Source organism: Amycolatopsis mongoliensis (assembly GCF_030285665.1).
GTDB classification, from domain to species: domain Bacteria; phylum Actinomycetota; class Actinomycetes; order Mycobacteriales; family Pseudonocardiaceae; genus Amycolatopsis; species Amycolatopsis mongoliensis.
Genome location: NZ_CP127295.1, coordinates 1,714,425 through 1,732,177, shown reverse-complemented (window position 1 = coordinate 1,732,177; position 17,753 = coordinate 1,714,425). Strand labels below are relative to the sequence as shown.

The 17,753-nt window shown below is 70.1% G+C and carries 20 protein-coding genes and 3 tRNA genes; 17 read left to right on the top strand and 6 right to left on the bottom strand.

What is annotated here, in order from left to right; translation table 11 throughout:
* Nucleotides 1-84: 84 nt before the first annotated feature.
* The 3 genes from QRX60_RS08225 to QRX60_RS08215 form a co-directional block, all read right to left on the bottom strand.
* Nucleotides 85-930 carry an SAM-dependent methyltransferase gene (locus QRX60_RS08225; RefSeq protein WP_286000171.1) on the bottom strand — a complete coding sequence of 282 codons (846 nt, stop codon included), beginning with the start codon at nucleotides 928-930 and terminating at the stop codon, nucleotides 85-87.
* 50 nt (nucleotides 931-980) lie between these two features.
* The gene (locus tag QRX60_RS08220) at nucleotides 981-1,835 is read right to left on the bottom strand and encodes an SAM-dependent methyltransferase (RefSeq protein WP_286000170.1); all 855 of its coding nucleotides are present in this window, start codon (nucleotides 1,833-1,835) and stop codon (nucleotides 981-983) included.
* Nucleotides 1,836-1,905: 70 nt separating this feature from the next.
* Nucleotides 1,906-2,844 (bottom strand): GNAT family N-acetyltransferase, encoded by a 939-nt coding sequence (locus tag QRX60_RS08215; protein WP_286000169.1) that lies wholly within the window; start codon nucleotides 2,842-2,844, stop codon nucleotides 1,906-1,908.
* Between the two features lie 271 nt (nucleotides 2,845-3,115).
* Here QRX60_RS08215 and QRX60_RS08210 point away from each other — a divergent pair, with 271 nt between their 5' ends.
* The 6 genes from QRX60_RS08210 to QRX60_RS08185 all read left to right on the top strand — a co-directional run bounded on the left by QRX60_RS08210 (nucleotide 3,116) and on the right by QRX60_RS08185 (nucleotide 7,176).
* Nucleotides 3,116-5,761: a putative bifunctional diguanylate cyclase/phosphodiesterase gene (locus tag QRX60_RS08210; RefSeq protein WP_286000168.1), complete on the top strand. Its 2,646-nt coding sequence runs from the start codon at nucleotides 3,116-3,118 to the stop codon at nucleotides 5,759-5,761.
* A gap of 80 nt (nucleotides 5,762-5,841) precedes the next feature.
* Nucleotides 5,842-5,914, top strand: a tRNA-Thr gene (locus QRX60_RS08205).
* A 50-nt stretch (nucleotides 5,915-5,964) separates the two neighbouring features.
* Nucleotides 5,965-6,037, top strand: a tRNA-Met gene (locus QRX60_RS08200).
* 51 nt (nucleotides 6,038-6,088) lie between these two features.
* Nucleotides 6,089-6,253: a 50S ribosomal protein L33 gene (rpmG, locus tag QRX60_RS08195; RefSeq protein ID WP_005152047.1), complete on the top strand. Its 165-nt coding sequence runs from the start codon at nucleotides 6,089-6,091 to the stop codon at nucleotides 6,251-6,253.
* Nucleotides 6,254-6,331: 78 nt separating this feature from the next.
* Nucleotides 6,332-6,781 carry a MaoC family dehydratase N-terminal domain-containing protein gene (locus QRX60_RS08190; RefSeq protein WP_286000167.1) on the top strand — a complete coding sequence of 150 codons (450 nt, stop codon included), beginning with the start codon at nucleotides 6,332-6,334 and terminating at the stop codon, nucleotides 6,779-6,781.
* On the top strand, nucleotides 6,778-7,176 hold the full coding sequence (locus QRX60_RS08185; protein ID WP_286000166.1) for a MaoC family dehydratase: 399 nt from the start codon (nucleotides 6,778-6,780) through the stop codon (nucleotides 7,174-7,176). Before QRX60_RS08190 ends, QRX60_RS08185 begins: the two co-directional genes overlap by 4 nt.
* On the opposite strand, the gene QRX60_RS08180 is transcribed toward QRX60_RS08185, so the two are convergent.
* Both QRX60_RS08180 and QRX60_RS08175 read right to left on the bottom strand, forming a co-directional pair.
* Nucleotides 7,173-8,078 carry an SGNH/GDSL hydrolase family protein gene (locus tag QRX60_RS08180; protein WP_286000165.1) on the bottom strand — a complete coding sequence of 302 codons (906 nt, stop codon included), beginning with the start codon at nucleotides 8,076-8,078 and terminating at the stop codon, nucleotides 7,173-7,175. The genes QRX60_RS08185 and QRX60_RS08180 overlap by 4 nt on opposite strands.
* A gap of 82 nt (nucleotides 8,079-8,160) precedes the next feature.
* A complete protein-coding gene (locus QRX60_RS08175; protein ID WP_286000164.1) occupies nucleotides 8,161-9,105 on the bottom strand; it encodes a TIGR03619 family F420-dependent LLM class oxidoreductase in 945 nt (314 codons plus the stop codon).
* Nucleotides 9,106-9,311: 206 nt separating this feature from the next.
* Here QRX60_RS08175 and QRX60_RS08170 point away from each other — a divergent pair.
* From QRX60_RS08170 to QRX60_RS08145, 6 genes are all read left to right on the top strand, one after another.
* Nucleotides 9,312-9,384: transfer RNA gene (locus QRX60_RS08170), tRNA-Trp, on the top strand.
* 26 nt (nucleotides 9,385-9,410) lie between these two features.
* Nucleotides 9,411-9,851 (top strand): preprotein translocase subunit SecE, encoded by a 441-nt coding sequence (gene secE / locus QRX60_RS08165; RefSeq protein WP_286000163.1) that lies wholly within the window; start codon nucleotides 9,411-9,413, stop codon nucleotides 9,849-9,851.
* A gap of 73 nt (nucleotides 9,852-9,924) precedes the next feature.
* Nucleotides 9,925-10,752 carry a transcription termination/antitermination protein NusG gene (gene nusG / locus QRX60_RS08160; RefSeq protein ID WP_286000162.1) on the top strand — a complete coding sequence of 276 codons (828 nt, stop codon included), beginning with the start codon at nucleotides 9,925-9,927 and terminating at the stop codon, nucleotides 10,750-10,752.
* A 73-nt stretch (nucleotides 10,753-10,825) separates the two neighbouring features.
* Entirely contained in the window at nucleotides 10,826-11,263 is a 438-nt protein-coding gene (gene rplK / locus QRX60_RS08155) for a 50S ribosomal protein L11 (protein ID WP_003079266.1), read from the top strand.
* An 80-nt stretch (nucleotides 11,264-11,343) separates the two neighbouring features.
* Nucleotides 11,344-12,063: a 50S ribosomal protein L1 gene (gene rplA / locus QRX60_RS08150; protein ID WP_284747830.1), complete on the top strand. Its 720-nt coding sequence runs from the start codon at nucleotides 11,344-11,346 to the stop codon at nucleotides 12,061-12,063.
* A gap of 70 nt (nucleotides 12,064-12,133) precedes the next feature.
* Nucleotides 12,134-12,907, top strand: coding sequence for an alpha/beta fold hydrolase (locus QRX60_RS08145; protein WP_286000161.1), 774 nt, complete (start codon nucleotides 12,134-12,136; stop codon nucleotides 12,905-12,907).
* A 1-nt stretch (nucleotide 12,908) separates the two neighbouring features.
* Here QRX60_RS08145 and QRX60_RS08140 read toward each other — a convergent pair whose 3' ends face one another.
* On the bottom strand, nucleotides 12,909-13,898 hold the full coding sequence (locus QRX60_RS08140) for a hypothetical protein (RefSeq protein ID WP_286000160.1): 990 nt from the start codon (nucleotides 13,896-13,898) through the stop codon (nucleotides 12,909-12,911).
* A 312-nt stretch (nucleotides 13,899-14,210) separates the two neighbouring features.
* Here QRX60_RS08140 and rplJ point away from each other — a divergent pair, with 312 nt between their 5' ends.
* The 5 genes from rplJ to QRX60_RS08115 all read left to right on the top strand — a co-directional run bounded on the left by rplJ (nucleotide 14,211) and on the right by QRX60_RS08115 (nucleotide 17,750).
* Nucleotides 14,211-14,765: a 50S ribosomal protein L10 gene (rplJ, locus tag QRX60_RS08135; RefSeq protein ID WP_257921889.1), complete on the top strand. Its 555-nt coding sequence runs from the start codon at nucleotides 14,211-14,213 to the stop codon at nucleotides 14,763-14,765.
* A gap of 49 nt (nucleotides 14,766-14,814) precedes the next feature.
* Nucleotides 14,815-15,201 (top strand): 50S ribosomal protein L7/L12, encoded by a 387-nt coding sequence (gene rplL, locus QRX60_RS08130; RefSeq protein WP_286000159.1) that lies wholly within the window; start codon nucleotides 14,815-14,817, stop codon nucleotides 15,199-15,201.
* 132 nt (nucleotides 15,202-15,333) lie between these two features.
* Nucleotides 15,334-15,471, top strand: coding sequence for a hypothetical protein (locus QRX60_RS08125; RefSeq protein WP_286000158.1), 138 nt, complete (start codon nucleotides 15,334-15,336; stop codon nucleotides 15,469-15,471).
* Nucleotides 15,472-15,759: 288 nt separating this feature from the next.
* Nucleotides 15,760-16,959 carry an ABC transporter ATP-binding protein gene (locus QRX60_RS08120; RefSeq protein WP_286000157.1) on the top strand — a complete coding sequence of 400 codons (1,200 nt, stop codon included), beginning with the start codon at nucleotides 15,760-15,762 and terminating at the stop codon, nucleotides 16,957-16,959.
* A gap of 38 nt (nucleotides 16,960-16,997) precedes the next feature.
* Nucleotides 16,998-17,750 carry an MlaE family ABC transporter permease gene (locus QRX60_RS08115; RefSeq protein WP_086675527.1) on the top strand — a complete coding sequence of 251 codons (753 nt, stop codon included), beginning with the start codon at nucleotides 16,998-17,000 and terminating at the stop codon, nucleotides 17,748-17,750.
* The last annotated feature ends 3 nt before the right edge of the window (nucleotides 17,751-17,753 follow it).

The following is a 17,753-nucleotide window of genomic DNA, read 5'->3' as shown; positions in this document are numbered from 1 at the left end:
GTTGAGTCTGCCTAGCTCAACTCTCCGATGGGTGTGTTTGTTTCCAGGAGTGCGTTCGCCCACAGCGAAGAAAGAAAGTGCAGGTCAGAGGCTTGGTCGGCGCGCGACGGCACACCAGGCGAAGGGCCGGGTCTCGAGGTCGATCACGTTCGGACGCTCGTCGGGACGCCAGTCCGGCAATGACGTCATCCCCGGCGGCAGCAGCGGCCAGCCGCCGAACCAGGGGAGCAGCTCCTCGGCCGACCGCAGCCACGCCGGGTTCGACGTGTCGCGGTAGGCGTCGATGAACCGCTTCACCTCTGCGGCGCGCTCCGGCGGCGCGTCGTCGCGGCACGTGCCGTGCGTCAACGCCAGCCAGCTGCCCGGCGCGAGCTTCGACCGGTACGTCGCCATCAGCCCGTCCGGATCGTCGGACGGCCCGACGAAGTGCATCACCGTGATCATCAGCAGGCACACCGGGCGCGACCAGTCGATGAGCGACGACGTCACCGGGTCGGCGAAGATCTCCTTCGGCCGCCGGATGTCCCGCTCGACCAGCCCCGCCCAGTCCGTCGCGCCCTCGCGTTCCAGGATCAGCCGCGAATGCGCGGCCGCCACCGGCTCGTAGTCGACGTAGACCACGGCGGCCCGTTCGCCGTCGGGCAGCAGGTCGCGGACGATCTCGTGCACGTTGCCGGCCGTCGGCACGCCGGAGCCGAGGTCGACGAACTGGCGGATGCCGGCGTCCATCGCCGCCGAGACCACCCGGTTCATGAACGCCCGGTTCTGCCGCGAGATCGGCCGGATCAGCGGCCACACCTTCTCCACGCGCCGGCCGAACTCGCGGTCGACGGCCCAGTGGTGGTTGCCGCCGAGGTACCAGTCGTAGACCCGCGCCGCGGACGGCTTGTCGGTGTCCACCCCGGCCGGGGCGATCGGGGCTCCTCCCACGCCCCCACCACCCTCGATGGAGGCGCTTCGCGCCGCTGTGTTCTCCGGGCTCATGCGCCGGGTTTCTCCGCGATGCCGCACCACGCGTACGGACGGGCCTCCGCCTCCAGCGCGTTGAGCTTCCGGTCGGGCCGCCAGTCCGGCAGGTGCACGATGCCCGGCTCCAGCAGGGTCCAGTCGCCGAACAGGGGCTCGATCTCCTCGCGGTCGCGCAGCCACACCGGGTTGCTCGTCTTCCGGTACTGCTCGACGAACCAGCGCAGTCCCTCGAGGGTCTTGCCGGTCCCGTCACCCTCGCTCATCTGCGAGATCGCCAGCCAGCTGCCCGGCGCGAGCTTGTCCCGGTACGCCTTCAGCAGGCCGATCGGGTCGTCGTCGGGCCCGACGAAGTGCAGCACCGCCATCATCATCAGGCAGACCGGCTTCGAGAAGTCGATGAGCCGCTTCGTCTCTTCGGCACGCAGCACGGCCTTCGCGTCCCGCATGTCGGCCTGGACGATGCCCGCCCAGTCCGTCGCCGCCTCCTCTTCGAGGATCAGCGTCGCGTGCGCGACCGCGACCGGCTCGTAGTCGACGTACACGACCGTCGCGTCGTGGTCCTCGGGCAGCTCGGCCTCGACGACCTCGTGCACGTTCCCGGCCGTCGGGACGCCGGAGCCGAGGTCGATGAACTGCCGGATCCCGGCCCGCAGCGCCGCCCGCACCGCGCGGTTCATGAACTCGCGGTTCTGCTTCGACCCGGGGCGCACCAGCGGCCACTGCTGCTCCATGCGCCGGCCGAACTCGCGGTCCACGGCCCAGTTCTGCGTGCCGCCCAGGTACCAGTCGTAGATCCGGGCCGCGGACGGCTTCTCGGTGTCGACGCCTTCGGGCGCTCTCGGCGCGGAATCCCGCTGCTTGGTCACGTCCGGCTCCCCTCGCTGCTCCGGGAGCCAGCCTATAAGGACTGTCGACCAGGGGTAATCCGCCAGTCGTTCACCGAACGGCTGGTCGACGCTGCCAGTACGTCCACAGCGGGCGGTACCCCTGCGCGTACCAGAACGGCGTCGACAGCGGGTTCGCCGCCGCGTGGTGCAGGAGGACGACGTCCGCGCCCTCCTCGTCGAGGACGTGGTGGGCGTGGGTGGCCAGCGCGGTACCGACACCGGACGACCGCGCCTCCTTCGCGACGGCCAGCGACGACAGGTAGCCGACGCGCCCCGCCGCGACGCGGTCGCTGATCCAGCCGGTCTCCCCGGGGTGCTGGACGTTCACCATGCCGAGCGGACGGCCGTACAGCTCGGCGATCCACAACGGAGGCTCCGGGCGGTTCAGCTGTTCGGCCAGGTCCTTGGCCATGATGTCCTCGACGCCCTGGCGCAGGTTGACCGTGCCGTACTGCGCGTCGAAGGAGTGCAGCTCGAGCCCCAGCGAGACGACGGTTTCGAGGTCGCCGGGCTCGGCGCGGCGGATCTTGACGCCGGGCGTGCCGCGCGGGCCCGCCGGGACCATCCGCTCGGCCGGGCGGACCGCGATCACGCGCAGCGGCGCGAACCCGTGGTGCAGCATTTCCCGCGTGCCGGCGGCGTCCCGGCTGGCGCGGGGGACGATCGCCGCGGTCTCGGTGTCGCCGCGCTCGGCGACCGCGCGCAGATGTTCATCCCATCGGGTGAGGAGGGCGTCGAGGGCCGCCGCGGGCTGCGGGCCGGCCAGCTGGAGGTCGAGGCGGTGCTCGGTCAGCGCCCGCCACGGCGCGTTGGGAGCGCCCTGGTCGACCTGGATGCGCGAGGCGAGGCCGGACGCCGCCGAGTCGGGCGTCGCCACCTCCAGCACCACCGCGCTTTCGGCTGCTTCGAAGGGGGAAGAACCGGGGAGCAGGGAATCCACCGCCGCGAGCCGGGCCGCGTGTTCGGTGGCAATCACGTCGCTGTGCATGGGCATATTGAAGCGCTACGCGGGACGCCGTGCGCAGAGAACCACCCCTGCTTCGGCCACCGGACCCCCGGTCCGGGGTAGGGCCCCGAGTGCCACAAGGTTTCACCCCTTGGTCCACGCAGGTCAGCGCCATCGAGGCATTGTTAACCCTGGGGTGATCTCCTACTGTCTCGAAAGGGACGCGGGTACGCCCTACGGGGTACGGTATGGCCCTTGTCCACACCCGAAGTCACGGATCAGCACCGGTGGACAAGCCGGGAGGGAAGGTCGGATGCCGGACACCAACGCCCACGGCGACGCCGTCGCACAGGCGCAGCCCGGGCCGGGAGCCGCTTCCGGGGCACCTCCCCAGTCCGCCGAGGCCCGCACCGACGAGCGCCGGTTCCGCGCGTACACCTTCGCCGTCCTGAGCATCGGGCTCGCCGCCGCGTTCGCCGTCGGGTCCTGGCTGCCGTTCGACTGGGACAGCCGGCTGCTGTGGATCGGGCCGGTGCTCGCGGTCGCGTTCCTGCTCGCCGAACAGCTCGGCATCAACGTCGACGTCCGCAGCGGTATCTCGTGGACCATCTCCTTCACCGAGATCCCGCTCGTCATCGGGTTCTTCGTCGCGCCGTTCGAGGTCGTGCTGGCCGCGCACCTGGTCGCCGGCATCGGCACGCTGCTCGCGCGCAAGGTCGCCGGCCGCGTCCTCTACAACGCGGGCGCGTTCCTGCTCGAGATCACCGGCGCCTTCGCGGTCGCCGGGCTCGTCAAGTACGCCGTCGGCGCGGGTGTCGGCGACAAGATCCCGTGGGTCGCCGCGCTGGCCGGCACGCTCACCGCGCCGCTGGTGAGCACGCTGCTCGCGCTGGCCGCGGTCCGCGTCCTGCGGCGCCGCATGCGGGTCAGCACCGCGATCCGGCTCACCGCGCGGATCCTGGTCGTCGGCTTCGTCAACGCGTCCGTCGGCCTGTCCGGCTACCTCGTCATCTCGAACACGCCCAAGGCGTGGCCGCTGGTGCTCGCCGTGTTCCTCGGCCTGACCGCGCTGTACTGGGCCTACTCCGACCTGCTGCGCGAGCAGCGGGACATGGAGGCGCTCTCGGACGTCAGCCTGATGGTGGCCCGCTCCGGCCAGCAGGCGGCGGCGCGCCCGGCCAGCCGGGCCGACGAGCTCGTCGGCGGCGTCGACGTCCGCGAATGGGCCACGATCGCCGAGCGCATCAAGGACCAGCTGGCGGCGGGCCGCGTCGTGCTGCGGCTGCGGCTCGAACCGAAGGACACGATGCGGGTGGTCGTCGCCGGTGACGACCTGCCGCCCGCCGACCCGGCCGCCGACGACCCGCTGCTGCGCCTGCCCGGCGCGCACGTCCGGCACTTCCGGATCACCGAGGCCAACCCCGACGTCCGCGCGGCGCTGCTCGACCGCGGCGCGCAGGAGGCGCTCGTCGTCCCGCTGCGCAGCGCGAACCAGCTGCTGGGCGTCGTCGAGGCGCACGACCGGCTGTCCCGCTGGCGCGGCTTCGGCAAGTACGACGTCCAGCTGCTCGGCACGATGGCCAGCCACCTCGCGACGTCGCTGGACAACCGGCGGCTGCTCGCGACCCTGCGCCACGACGCCTACCACGACCCGCTCACCGGGCACCTCAACCGGCCGGGCTTCCGGCAGGTGGCGAAGGAACCGTTGCGGGACTTCGCGAACGCCGTGGTGCTGCGGATCGACCTCGACGTCTTTTCGACGGTCAGCGACGCGCTGGGCTACGCGTGGGCCGACCGGATGGTGATCGCCGCCGGCCGCCGCATCCGCGACGCGCTCGGCCCCGACGTCCCGCTGGCCCGCCTCGAAGGCGCGTCGTTCGCGGCCCTGCTCGTCGGCTGCCCGCCCGAAGACGCCCACACCGCGGCGGAACGGCTGCGCGAAGAGCTTTCCGCGCCGTACCCGGTCGACCGGCTTTCGGTCGAGGCGAACGCGATGATCGGCTACGCGACGACGACGCCCGAGGAGTCCGGCGACGTCGTCGACATCGAAGGCCTGCTGCAGCGCGCCGACGTCGCCGTGCGCGCGACGAAGGGCGGCGAAGAGGTCCGCGGCTACGTGCCGAGCATGGGCCAGATCTTCCTGCGCCGCTTCCAGATGGTCACGCAGTTCCGGCAGTCCCTGGAGGACGGTCAGGTCAGCGTGCACTACCAGCCGAAGATCACCCTGCCGAACCGCCAGGTGCAGGGCGTCGAGGCGCTGGTCCGCTGGGTGCACCCGGAGTTCGGCAGGCTCGGCCCGGACGAGTTCGTCCCGGCCATCGAGGCGGCCGGCCTGATCGGCGTGCTGACGTCGTTCGTGCTCGGTGAAGCCCTGAAGCGCTGCCGCAAGTGGCTCGACGAGGGCCTGCGGATCTCGGTGGCGGTCAACCTGTCGGTGCGCAACCTGGCCGACGAGGACTTCCCGAACAAGGTGGCCCGCGAGCTGGAGCGCGTCGGCATCCCGCCGGAGCTGCTGACGTTCGAGCTCACCGAGTCCGGCGTGATGTCGGACCCGCAGAAGGCGCTGCCGATCCTGCGCGAGCTGCACTCGCTGGGCATCACGCTGGCGGTGGACGACTTCGGCACCGGCTACTCGTCGCTGGCCTACCTGCGGCAGCTGCCGGTCGACCAGGTCAAGATCGACAAGAGCTTCGTCCTCGGCATGGGCACCGACCTCGGCGACCTCGCGGTGGTGCGGTCGATCGTCGAGCTGGGGCACTCGCTCGGGCTGACGGTGGTCGCCGAGGGCGTCGAAGAGGACGTCGCGCGCGACCAGCTCGAGGCGATGGGCTGTGACGTCGCGCAGGGCTACCTGATCTCGCGGCCGCTGCCGGAGGACCGCCTGGAGGCGTGGCTGCAGGCCCGCACGGCACGGTCTCCCGGACGCCACTCCGAGACCGTGCTGACCCTGCTGACCTGAGGTTTTGCTTTTTGAGGACCCCGGTTGCACGGGCGGGTGACGGGGGTTGGTAATCTTTCGAAGTCCTCGCGAGAGGCAAGGCCCCTTTAGCTCAGTCGGCAGAGCGTCTCCATGGTAAGGAGAAGGTCTACGGTTCGATTCCGTAAAGGGGCTCACGACCTCAGCCGCGTCACGCCTGCGTGTCGCGGCTTGGGTCATGTAAGGGCGGTGTAGCTCAGTTGGCAGAGCAAGCGGCTCATAATCGCTGTGTCGCCGGTTCAAGTCCGGCCACCGCTACGCGGTAACGACTGGGGCTGGCCCCCGGGACCTGAGAGAGAAGGAAACGCTGTGGCTGCCACCGACGTGCGACCCAAGATCACGCTGGCGTGCGAAGAGTGCAAGCACCGCAACTACATCACCAAGAAGAACCGGCGCAACAACCCGGATCGCCTGGAGATGAAGAAGTTCTGCCCGAACTGCGGTACGCACCGGACGCACAAGGAAACCCGCTGACGTAGCGCGTTCGCACCAGCTTCGAAGAGCCGCCCCGGACCACCGGGGCGGCTCTTCTGCTGTTGGTAGCCTCTCCGGGTGCCCTTGGACGAGTCGTTCACCGGGCGGGTTTACCCGCCGCAGACCAGCTACGAAGTGAGCCGGGAGAAGATCCGGGAGTTCGCCGACGCGATCGGCGACGCGAACCCGGTCTACCGCGACCCCGAGGCGGCCCGCACCGCCGGGCACCCGGACGTCATCGCCCCGCCGACGTTCATCACGATCGTCAACCTCGCCGCCATCAACGCGATCGTCACCGACCCGGAACTCGGGCTCGACTACTCGCGGATGGTCCACGGCGACCAGCAGTTCAGCTACAGCCGCCCGGTGCGCGTCGGCGACCGGCTGCTGCTCACCACCCACATCGACAAGATCATGGCCCGCGCGGGCAACGACTTCATCAACCTGCGCGCTGAGATCGCCGACGGCGACGGCGAGCACATCGCCACTACGCGGGCCCAGCTGGTGGTCCGGGGGGAGGACGCGTGAACGTCGGCGACGAACTGCCCGCCATCGAGGTCCGGGTGACGCGCGACCAGCTCGTCCGCTACGCCGGGGCGTCGCTGGACTTCAACCCGATCCACTGGAACGAGGCGTTCGCCAAGGAGGTCGGCCTCCCGGACGTCATCGCGCACGGCATGCTGACGATGGCGCTGGCCGGCCGCGTGGTCACCGACTGGCTCGGCGATCCCGCCCGCCTGGTCGACCTGAGCGCGCGCTTCACGCGGCCGGTGGTGGTGCCGAACACGCCCGAGGGCGCCCTGGTGGAGTTCAGCGGCAAGGTCGCCGTGGTGAACGACGACGGCACCGCGCGCATCGACCTGGTGGCCAAGTTCGACGGCAAGACCGTGCTGGGCAAGCCGCAGGCCCTGGTCCGCGTCTAGGGCAGCTTCAGGACGCCCAGCACGGCGTCGGCCATGCCCTGCGCCCCGCGGGCGTTGGGGTGCAGCGGCGCGGTGGGCGAGGTGGGTATCAGCCCCTCCACCCAGCGTGTGTCGGACGCCGAGCAGACGTCGTGTCCCTTGCTGGGCGTGGCCGTGTCCGCGTAGCCGGCGTGGTGGGCGTCGGCCTGGTCTTCGAGCATCTTGTTCAGCTTGCCGAGCGCGCCGCGGAAGTAGTCGACGTCGCCGGCGCCCACCGGGAGGACCGGCCAGCAGCCGTCGCCGTCGGGCAGCACCGTCGGGTAGCCCACGACGACCACCTTCGCCTCCGGGGCCTTTACGTGGATCCGGTCCAGCACCGCGCCCACCTTCGGCGCGGTCGCGTCGATCCGCTCGGCGAGCTGGTCGTGCCCGCCCGCGGTCAGCCGGTCCTTGCACGGCGACCCGGACCGGTGCGCCGTCGCGCAGGACGACGCCAGGGAGATGAAGCCGACGTCGTTGCCGCCGATGCCGAGCGTCACCAGCGTCGTCTTCGCGTTCACCGCATCCAGCTGGGGCGGGTTCGTGCCGTTCGGCGTCTTCTGCGCGGCGGTCAGGTTCCCGGTCGTCGCGCCGCTGCAGCTGACGTCGGCGAGCTCGGCGGGCTTCAGCTTCGCCGAGAGGACGTGGGGGTAGTTGTCGAGGGAACGCTCGCAGCCCGCCGGGGTCCCGGCCCGCCGGCCGTTGTGCGGCGACGACGTGTAGGAGTCGCCCAGCGCGACGTAGCGGCCGGTGCCGCCCCCGGTGTCCGCGCCGGTGTCCGGCGGCGCCGACGAAGATCCGTGGTGCCACTTGTAGTACCCGAACGCCAGGAGCCCGACCACGAGTACCACGACGAGGCAGCCGCCCCCGCTGTTCTTCGCCACACCTTCGTTTCTACCGAACGTAGGCCTTCGGTCACTGCGGCGATCCGGGTGACTGGGGAAAACCCCAAAGCGGGCTTGACCGCTACCGCGGGTGGACGAACTCGGCCGCGAGCTCCAGGGCGTGGTCGACGTCCTTCGCGACGTAGTGCAGGTCGACCAGGACCTCCGTGATGCCCAGCTCACGGGCCACGTCCAGGCACGGCGGCACGTCCGCGACCGTCTCGACCCCGGTACCCGCGCGCGGGTTGATCCGCAGCACGCGGCGCAGCGTTCCCGGGTCGCGCCCGGCTTTCTCGGCCGCCTCGAGCGCGACCGACCAGAGGCCGGTCAGGTACTGCTTCGGCATCCACCCGGCCAGCCAGCCGTCGGCCCGGCGGCCCACCCGGGCCAGCGCCGGCGGCGAGAACCCGCCCAGCAGCACCGGCGGCCGCGGGTCCTGCGCCGGGCGCAGGCCGACCGTCGACGGCGCGATCCGCCACTGCGGGCCCTCATGCTCCACCGGATCGCCGGTCCACAGCGCCTCGAGCGCGTCGAGCACCGCGTCGAGCCGCTTGCCCCGGCCGGCCCAGGGGACGCCCGTGGCGAAGTACTCCTCGCGCAGCCAGCCGAGCCCGAGGCCGACGTCCAGCCGGCCGCCGCTGGCGAGGTCGAGCGAGGTCAGGGCCCTGGCGAGCAGCACCGGGGAATAGACCGGGCCGGTCAGGGCGCTCATCCCGAGGCGGACCGTGCGGGTCACCGCGGCCGCGGTCGCCAGCGTCGTGAACGGGTCCGCGAAGGTCTCGAACTCATTGGGGTACGGGTGCTCCGGCGTCCCGCCGCCCGGGTACAGGTCAGACGGCTCCAGGGGCGTCAGGATCCGGTCGCCGACCCACAGCGAGCCGAAGCCGAGGTCCTCCGCGGCGGTCGCGAAGCGCGCGACGGCGGCGGGGTCGGCGAGGGCGCCGTACTGGGGGAGCGCCAGCCCGAGCCGCGTCCCGCTCACCGGTCCACGACGGACGGACGTCGCGGGGCCCGGGTTGCTCGTCATGGCGGACATCCTGGCATGATCGGGTGGTCGGCGGGGAGTTTTCCGCAGGCCGGCCGGGGTACGGCGGTCGATCGGGGGGCGCGGTTGCGGGCTCCCGCGAGGCTTGCCGTAGACTTCGGGACTTGGAACGCACTACGGTCATCCCCGCCTGGATGGTGGGGATGATGGAATGCGTCCTCCGGGGCTCCGAGCGATCGGGACTCCACAGGGGTGTAGCTCAATTGGCAGAGCAGCGGTCTCCAAAACCGCAGGTTGCAGGTTCAAGTCCTGTCACCCCTGCGTAACGGAACTGGTGGAGCAGAGGAGTGGTCGTGAGCGACAGCGACGCCAGCGGCGGCGAGCAGGAGCAGGACGGCACCGGGCGGAAGCCCGAGAGCCCGTCCCGTCCCGTCACAGCCGCTGCCCGGCGTGAGCGCCGTGCGACCGCTCGTCCGGCGGGCAAGTCCGCGGCACGTGCGGACGACAAGACCCGTCCGGCCGGGAAGTCGGGGGAGAAGTCCGCCCCCGACGCGAAGGGCGCTCCGACCCCGAAGCGGGACCAGAAGCCGAAGAAGGCGTCGGTGTTCGCGCGGCTGATCCGCTTCATCCGCGAGGTGTGGGCGGAGCTGCGCAAGGTCATCTGGCCGAACCGCAAGCAGATGGTCACCTACACCGCGGTCGTGCTGGCCTTCGTGGTGTTCATGGTGGCCCTGGTCAGCGTGCTCGATCTGGCATTCAAGTGGGGCATCGGCAAGATCTTCGGCTGACGCGCCTCGGCGCGCGCCGATGGGGCTCAGGTCCCGGCCTGACCCCGGCAATGATCAACTGAGAGGACGGAACGTGACCTCCGACAACGGCACATCAGCCGGTCACGAGCTGACCGAGCTTTCCGACGAGCAGGTGCACGCGGCACTCGGTGACGAGGAGTCCGCGCACCTCGAGCCCGTCGAGGTGTCCGACGAGGTCGACGAAGCCGCTTCAGTTGACGAGGGCGGCGACGACGTGGCGGTGGCCGAAGAAGAGGCCGCCGAACCCGCCGCGGACGACGAGGACCCGGTCGCCAGGCTGCGCGCCGAGCTGCTCGCCGCGCCCGGCGAGTGGTACGTCGTGCACTCCTACGCCGGGTACGAGAACAAGGTGAAGACCAACCTCGAGACCCGGACCCAGACCCTGGACGTCGAGGACTACATCTTCCAGATCGAGGTCCCGACCGAAGAGGTCACCGAGATCAAGAACGGCCAGCGCAAGCAGGTGCAGCGCAAGGTGCTGCCCGGCTACATCCTGGTCCGGATGGACCTGAACGACGCCTCGTGGAGCGCGGTGCGCAACACGCCGGGTGTCACCGGGTTCGTCGGCGCCACCTCGCGGCCGTCGCCGCTGACCGTGGACGAGGTCCTGAAGTTCCTCGCCCCGAAGGTCGAAAGCGAAGCCCCGGCGAAGGCCGGCAAGGGCGAGTCCACCGCGACCGCGGCCCCGCTCGGCGGCCCGGCCGTCGAGGTCGACTTCGAGATCGGCGAGTCGGTCACGGTCATGGACGGCCCGTTCGCCACGCTGCCGGCGACGATCTCCGAGGTCAACGTCGACGGGCAGAAGCTGAAGGTCCTGGTGTCGATCTTCGGCCGGGAGACCCCGGTCGAGCTGTCGTTCAACCAGGTCTCCAAGATCTGACGGCCGCCGCGCGGCCGCAGTCCCCACGTCCACGGCAGGTACGCGGGGAACGTAGTACAGGACAGGAAAAGAAATGCCACCCAAGAAGAAGAAGCTTGCGGCGATCATCAAGCTGCAGATCAAGGCGGGTGCGGCCAACCCCGCGCCCCCGGTCGGCCCGGCTCTGGGTCAGCACGGCGTCAACATCATGGAGTTCTGCAAGGCCTACAACGCCGCGACCGAGTCGCAGCGTGGGGACGTCGTCCCGGTCGAGATCTCCGTGTACGAGGACCGGTCGTTCGACTTCAAGCTGAAGACGCCGCCGGCCGCGCGCCTGCTGCTCAAGGCCGCTGGTGTCGAGAAGGGCTCCGGCGAGCCGCACAAGACCAAGGTCGCCAAGGTCACCTGGGACCAGGTCCGCGAGATCGCCAAGACCAAGGAGACCGACCTCAACGCGCACGACATCGACCAGGCGGCGAAGATCATCGCCGGCACTGCTCGGTCGATGGGCATCACGGTCGTCGACGCCTGACGTCTGCAGCACCAGAAGTACGTGGGAGAGCCGGGTGCGGCTCGTCACCACACTGATCCACGATTACTAAGGACAGAAGCATGACCAAGCACAGCAAGGCTTACCGCCAGGCTGCGGAGCTGATCGACAAGGCGCGGCTGTACGCGCCCCTCGACGCGGCGAAGCTGGCGAAGGAGACCTCCAAGACCAAGATGGACGCGACCGTCGAGGTCGCGATGCGTCTCGGTGTGGACCCCCGCAAGGCCGACCAGATGGTCCGCGGCACCGTGAACCTGCCGCACGGCACCGGTAAGACCGCCCGCGTCATCGTCTTCGCCGTCGGCGACAAGGCCGCCGAGGCCGAGGCCGCCGGCGCGGACGCGGTCGGCACCGACGAGCTGATCGAGCGCATCCAGGGTGGCTGGCTCGACTTCGACGCCGCGATCGCGACGCCGGACCAGATGGCCAAGGTGGGCCGCATCGCCCGCATCCTCGGCCCGCGTGGCCTGATGCCGAACCCGAAGACCGGCACGGTGACCCCCGCGGTCGAGAAGGCCGTGAAGGACATCAAGGGCGGTAAGATCAACTTCCGCGTCGACAAGCAGGCCAACCTGCACCTGGTGATCGGCAAGGCTTCCTTCGACACGGAGAAGCTGGTCGAGAACTACGCCGCCGCGCTGGACGAGATCCTCCGCGCCAAGCCCTCGTCGGCGAAGGGCCGCTACCTGAAGAAGGTCACCTTCACCACGACGATGGGCCCGGGCATCCCGGTCGACCCGCTGCGGACCCGCAACCTCCTCTCCGAGGACGCGAACGTCTGAGTCGGACATCACCAGAAAGGGCGTCCCCGCTTGCTGCGGGGGCGCCCTTTCTTCGTGTCTCATGGAGGTCATGCCGACTTTCGCGTCGTTCGACGGGCTCCGGTTGAACTACACCGTGTGGGAGGGCGCCGCCGCCCACCGCCCGGTGCTGCTCCAACACGGCTTCGCGGCCGACACGAACGCGAACTGGATCTCCACCGGCGTGGTCGCGGCGCTGCGCGAGGCCGGCCTCACGGTGATCTCCCTGGACGCCCGTGGCCACGGCCGTTCGGAGAAGCCCCACGATGAGTCCCGCTACACGGGCGACAGCATGGCGCGCGACGTTTCGGCGCTGCTCGACGAGCTGGGCCTGGACGAGGTGTCCCTGGTCGGCTACTCGATGGGCGCGATCATCGCCCTGGCGGCCACGGCGGCGGACAAGCGCATCCGTTGCCTGGCCACGGGCGGGGTGGGTTCGGGCATCGTCGACTTCGGCGGCGTCGACCTGCGGGTGGTGAAGCCGGCGGAGATCGCCTCGGCACTGCTGGCGGAGGACCCGTCGACGGTGCCGCCGTCCGGAGTGCCGTTCCGCCTGCTGGCCGACGCGGTCGGCGGGGACCGCCGGGCATTGGCGGCGGTGGCGCTGGCGTCCCAGGAGGGAAGCCTGAACCTCTCGGCGATCGGCGTCCCGACCCTGGTGCTGGCGGGCGACCAGGACCTGCTGGCAGCAGAGCCGGAGCGCCTCGCGGCAGCGATCGCGGGAGCCAGGATGGTCCGCATCCCGGGCGACCACATGACGGCGGTGATGTCCCCGGCGTTCTCGGAAGCGCTGGTGGCGTTCTTGACCGCGCCGCACCCCCGCTGAGTCAGCTGGTCGGTGCCGGTGTGGTGGGCACTCCGCTGCACTTCGCCGGGCCGATCGCGTGGCCGGTGATGAGCCACTGGCCCTTCTCCACCTTCGAGACCGTGAAGACGCCCAGTGCCGGGCCGCCGCTGATGGCGAAGGTGCAGGAATCGATCGTGACGGTGTCACCGGGCAGCGGTTCCGAGACACTCGACGGCAGGGACTCCGCGTAGTCGTTCTTGTTCGTCACCTGGGTGGCGAGGAACTCGACAGCCTTCTTGCAGTCCGTCTGGGCGGTGTTCTGGCGGAACGTCTGCGCGATGTCCTGCGCGAACTGGGTCTGGATGTCGCGCTGCCCCTCGTTCTGGAAGCGGCCGCAGGCATCGGCGACCCGGCCCTGGGCGATGTTGTGGTACACGAACCGCACCGCCTCGTACGGGTTCGTCGAGAACAGGTGGTTCGTGTGGTACTTCCCGCCGCCCTCCTGGGCGAGCTGGGCCGAGGTCTTGCCGGCGTCGTTGGGGAAGAAGTGGTTGTACAGCCAGGTGCCTGCCAGACCGAGGATCACGATCGCCAGCACCCAGGCAATCACCTTCTTGCCCAGCCAGCTGACCCACTTCGGCGCTCGACGGCGCTCGGTGGGGACCAGCTGGTAGCCCGGCGGGATCATCGGTGGCTGGCCGGCGGACTGCGTGGCCGGCTGGGACGGCGGAGCTTGGACCACGCCGGCGTCCGGCGCGGGCGCCGGCTGGTTGCCCTGTTGGGACTGCGTGAACCGCAGGTAGTCCTGGAACTGCTGGAACTGGCGGAACTGCTCGAGCTCCGCGGGATCCACCGGCGGCTGCGCGCCACCGGACGGCTGGGGGAGCGCCGAAGAGCCGTGGCCAGGAGTGAGGGCGCCGCGGGGCTGGGGGAGCGGTGGCTGCGCACCGCCGCCGGAAGGCGTGGGTGCGTTCGAGCCCGCCGGTTCGATGTCCGAACCCGGCTTTCCGTCATCGCGCTGCTCCGCCACGTGACCATGATGCCCTCCCGGCCGTCGCGGGGAACCGCCAGCCGCCCTAAACGCAGGTCAGCGCGGGGGGCCGGTGAGGCGCCCCGGACCCATGACGTATAGTTGTCGATGGTTCTACCGAAGACCGCTGGTTTTCCCCGTCCCCACGGGGAACGAAGGTCCCGCACTCGCCGGGCGGCCCGCGCAGGAGGAACGAGGCCGGGCACACCCGTGTGCCCCTCCAACGCCCCGCGCCTGCTTGCGCGAGGGCGTTTCGTCGTTTCGGGGGCTCCTTCGGGCCAGTGGAAACACTAGCCAAGAGAGGAGGCGACCATGGCGAAGCCCGACAAGGTGGCGGCCGTCGCCGAGATCGCGGAGAGCTTCCGCACCAGCTCGGCCACCGTCGTTACCCAGTACACCGGCCTCTCCGTGTCCCAGCTGTCCCAGCTGCGCCGCGCTCTCGGCACCAGTGCCAAGTACCGGGTCGCGAAGAACACCCTCGTCAAGCGTGCCGCGGAAGACGCGGGCGTCACGGGGCTCGAGGACCTGTTCGTCGGCGCGACCGCCATCGCCTTCGTCGAGGGTGAGGCTGTCGACGCCGCCAAGGCGCTTCGCGACTTCGCGAAGGACAACAACGCGCTTGTGATCAAGGGCGGCTACATGGACGGCAAAGCGCTGTCCGTGGACGAGATCAACCGGATCGCCGATCTCGACAGCCGTGAGGTCCTGCTCGCCAAGGCGGCGGGCGCGTTCAAGGCGAAGCTGTCCCAGGCCGCCGCGCTGTTCCAGGCGCCGGCGTCCCAGGTCGCCCGCCTGGCTGCCGCGCTGGAGGAGAAGCAGCGCAACGCCACCGGTACCGAAGCAGCCGAAGCACCCGCCGAGAGCTGAACCACCCCCACCCCGAACGTCTAGTTCGTATTTCTGAGAGGAAGCCATCATGGCGAAGCTGAGCACCGCCGAGCTGATCGACGCCTTCAAGGAGCTGACCCTCCTCGAGCTGTCCGAGTTCGTGAAGGAGTTCGAAGAGGTCTTCGACGTGACCGCCGCCGCGCCGGTCGCCGTCGCCGCCGCCGGCCCGGTCGGCGCCGCTGCCCCGGCCGCCGAGGAGCAGGACGAGTTCGACGTCGTCCTCGAGGGCGCCGGCGACAAGAAGATCCAGGTCATCAAGGTCGTCCGCGAGGTCGTCTCCGGTCTGGGCCTGAAGGAGGCCAAGGAGCTGGTCGAGGCCGCTCCCAAGGCCCTCCTGGAGAAGGTCGACAAGGAGGCCGCCGAGGCCGCCAAGGAGAAGCTCGAGGCCGCGGGCGCCAAGATCTCCATCAAGTGATTCCGGGCGCGTAAGCGCCTGCGCACCACCTCGAGAAGGGGCGGGCATCCACGCGGATGCCCGCCCCTTCCCGTTTGCCGGGACACTGCGCCCGGTTGTTGCGCGGACGGCCCTCGAACCGACTTGAGGACCATGACCGACCCCGAGCACATCGAGCTCCTCGCGCAGCAGCTGACCGACCGCAGGCCCCTGCTCACCCTTTCCCCGGCGGCCGTGGTCGCACCCGTGGTATTCCTGCTGGTGGTCGCCGCGTTCACGTTGATCCCCTAGGAGTGGTGTCCGAATAGCCCCGGGTCCCTAAATCGAGGGTTCGGGGCTCCGGAGATCTGCGTCGTTGCCCCGAATGGACTACGGTGCCTGCAGTTGCCGATCACGGCGGGGTGACGATGGAACCAGGGCTGGCCAGAAAAGAAAACTGGTGAGTAACCTGTTCGCACTCAGCTCGTTGCACCTGGTTGACGCGGGTTCTTGGGCGCCACGGCCCGCACCCGCCGCCGGCATGGGGTGGCATGGGTGTGGCAGCGGGCGCAATGACGCGGAACAGCTCCTGGAGGTGCGATGGGTGCCGAGGTGGTCATCGAAGGTCTGACCAAGTCCTTCGGTAAGCAGGCCATCTGGCGGGACGTCACGTTGACACTGCCCCCGGGCGAAGTGTCGGCGATGCTCGGCCCGTCGGGAACCGGCAAGTCGGTCTTCCTCAAGTCGATGATCGGGCTGCTCAAGCCCGACCGCGGCCGCTGTGTGATCAACGGGGTGGACATCGTCACCTGCTCCGAGCACAAGCTGTACGAGATCCGGAAGCTCTTCGGCGTCCTCTTCCAGGACGGCGCGCTGTTCGGCTCGATGAACCTCTACGACAACGTCGCCTTCCCGCTGCGCGAGCACACGAAGAAGTCCGAGACGGAAATCCGCCGGATCGTCCTCGAGAAGCTCGACATGACCGGCCTGAACGGTGCCGACAAGAAGCTGCCCGGCGAGATCTCCGGCGGTATGCGCAAGCGCGCCGGCCTCGCCCGCGCCCTGGTGCTGGACCCGGAGATCATCCTGGTCGACGAGCCGGACTCGGGTCTCGACCCGGTCCGCACCACCTACATCTCGCAGCTGTTCCTCGACGTGAACGCGCAGATCGACGCGACGTTCCTGATCGTCACGCACAACATCAACCTGGCCCGCACGGTGCCGGACAACCTGGGCATGCTCTTCCGCAAGGAACTGGTCATGTTCGGCCCGCGCGAGGTGCTGCTGACCAGCGAAGAGCCGGTCGTCAAGCAGTTCCTCAACGGCAAGATGCAGGGCCCGATCGGCATGTCCGAGGAGAAGGACAGCGCCCAGATGGCCGCCGAGCAGGCGATGTTCGACGCCGGGCACCACGCGGGCGGGGTCGAGGACATCTCCGGGGTGCCGCCGCAGATGCAGACGACGCCGGGCGTGCCGCAGCGGATGGGCGCGGTGCGCCGCAAGGACCGCGTCATGGAGATCATGCACCGGCTGCCCGAGGCCGCCCAGCAGGGCATCATCGCCTCGCTGAGCCCGGAGGAGCAGCGCCACTACGGCGTCAGCCCGCGGCAGGTCGCCCAGGCTCAGCAGCAGCAACAGCAGCAGGTCCCGGCGGGCGCCCGGCAGGGTGACGGCGTCCCGAACCAGCACCACGGCCAGCTGCCCGCCGACCAGGTCGCGCGGATCCCCGGCGGCCAGCCGCCGAGACCCGGCGCCCGGCGCATGCCCCCGCCGCCGAACAACGGGCCAGGTGGCCGGTGAGCTCTCCCGCAACACAGGCGAAGATCCCCGGGATCGGCATGCTCCGCGAAACCGGGAACCTGTTCGCTCTCGGCCTGGACATCATCCGCGGCCTGTTCCAACGCCCGTTCCAGCTGCGGGAGTTCATCCAGCAGTCGTGGTTCATCGCGAGCGTGACCATCCTGCCGACGGCCCTGGTGGCGATCCCGTTCGGCGCGGTCATCTCGCTGCAGTTCGGCTCGCTCGCCCGCCAGCTGGGCGCGCAGTCCTACACCGGCGCGGGCTCCGTGCTCGCCACCGTGCAGCAGGCCAGTCCGCTGGTCACCGCGCTGCTGGTGGCGGGCGCGGGCGGCTCCGCCGTCTGCGCCGACATCGGTGCGCGGACGATCCGCGAGGAGATCGCCGCGATGGAGGTGCTCGGCGTCTCCGCGGTGCAGCGGCTGATCGTGCCGCGCACCCTCGCGATGATGCTGGTCGCGCTGCTGCTCAACGGCATGGTCAGCGTCATCGGTGTGCTGGGCGGCTACTTCTTCAACGTCGTGCTGCAGGGCGGGACGCCGGGTGCGTACCTGGCGAGCTTCTCCGCCCTCGCGCAGCTGCCCGACCTCTGGGTCGGTGAGCTCAAGGCGCTGATCTTCGGGTTCATCGCCGCCGTCGTCGCGTCCTACCGGGGCTTGAACCCGTCCGGCGGCCCGAAGGGCGTCGGGGACGCGGTGAACCAGTCGGTGGTCATCACGTTCCTCATGCTGTTCGTCGTGAACTTCGTGATCACCCTGATCTACCTGCAGATCGTGCCCGGAAAGCTGGACTAGCGC

Coding starts and splice junctions, on each gene's coding strand:
- rplK (WP_003079266.1), top strand. CDS start 10,826: ATGCCACCCAAGAAGAAGAAGCTTGCGGCGATCATCAAGCTGCAGATC.
- QRX60_RS08145 (WP_286000161.1), top strand. CDS start 12,134: ATGCCGACTTTCGCGTCGTTCGACGGGCTCCGGTTGAACTACACCGTG.
- QRX60_RS08215 (WP_286000169.1), bottom strand. CDS start 2,844: ATGCACAGCGACGTGATTGCCACCGAACACGCGGCCCGGCTCGCGGCG.
- QRX60_RS08120 (WP_286000157.1), top strand. CDS start 15,760: ATGGGTGCCGAGGTGGTCATCGAAGGTCTGACCAAGTCCTTCGGTAAG.
- QRX60_RS08125 (WP_286000158.1), top strand. CDS start 15,334: ATGACCGACCCCGAGCACATCGAGCTCCTCGCGCAGCAGCTGACCGAC.
- QRX60_RS08115 (WP_086675527.1), top strand. CDS start 16,998: ATGCTCCGCGAAACCGGGAACCTGTTCGCTCTCGGCCTGGACATCATC.
- rplL (WP_286000159.1), top strand. CDS start 14,815: ATGGCGAAGCTGAGCACCGCCGAGCTGATCGACGCCTTCAAGGAGCTG.
- QRX60_RS08175 (WP_286000164.1), bottom strand. CDS start 9,105: ATGACGAGCAACCCGGGCCCCGCGACGTCCGTCCGTCGTGGACCGGTG.
- rplA (WP_284747830.1), top strand. CDS start 11,344: ATGACCAAGCACAGCAAGGCTTACCGCCAGGCTGCGGAGCTGATCGAC.
- QRX60_RS08210 (WP_286000168.1), top strand. CDS start 3,116: ATGCCGGACACCAACGCCCACGGCGACGCCGTCGCACAGGCGCAGCCC.
- rplJ (WP_257921889.1), top strand. CDS start 14,211: ATGGCGAAGCCCGACAAGGTGGCGGCCGTCGCCGAGATCGCGGAGAGC.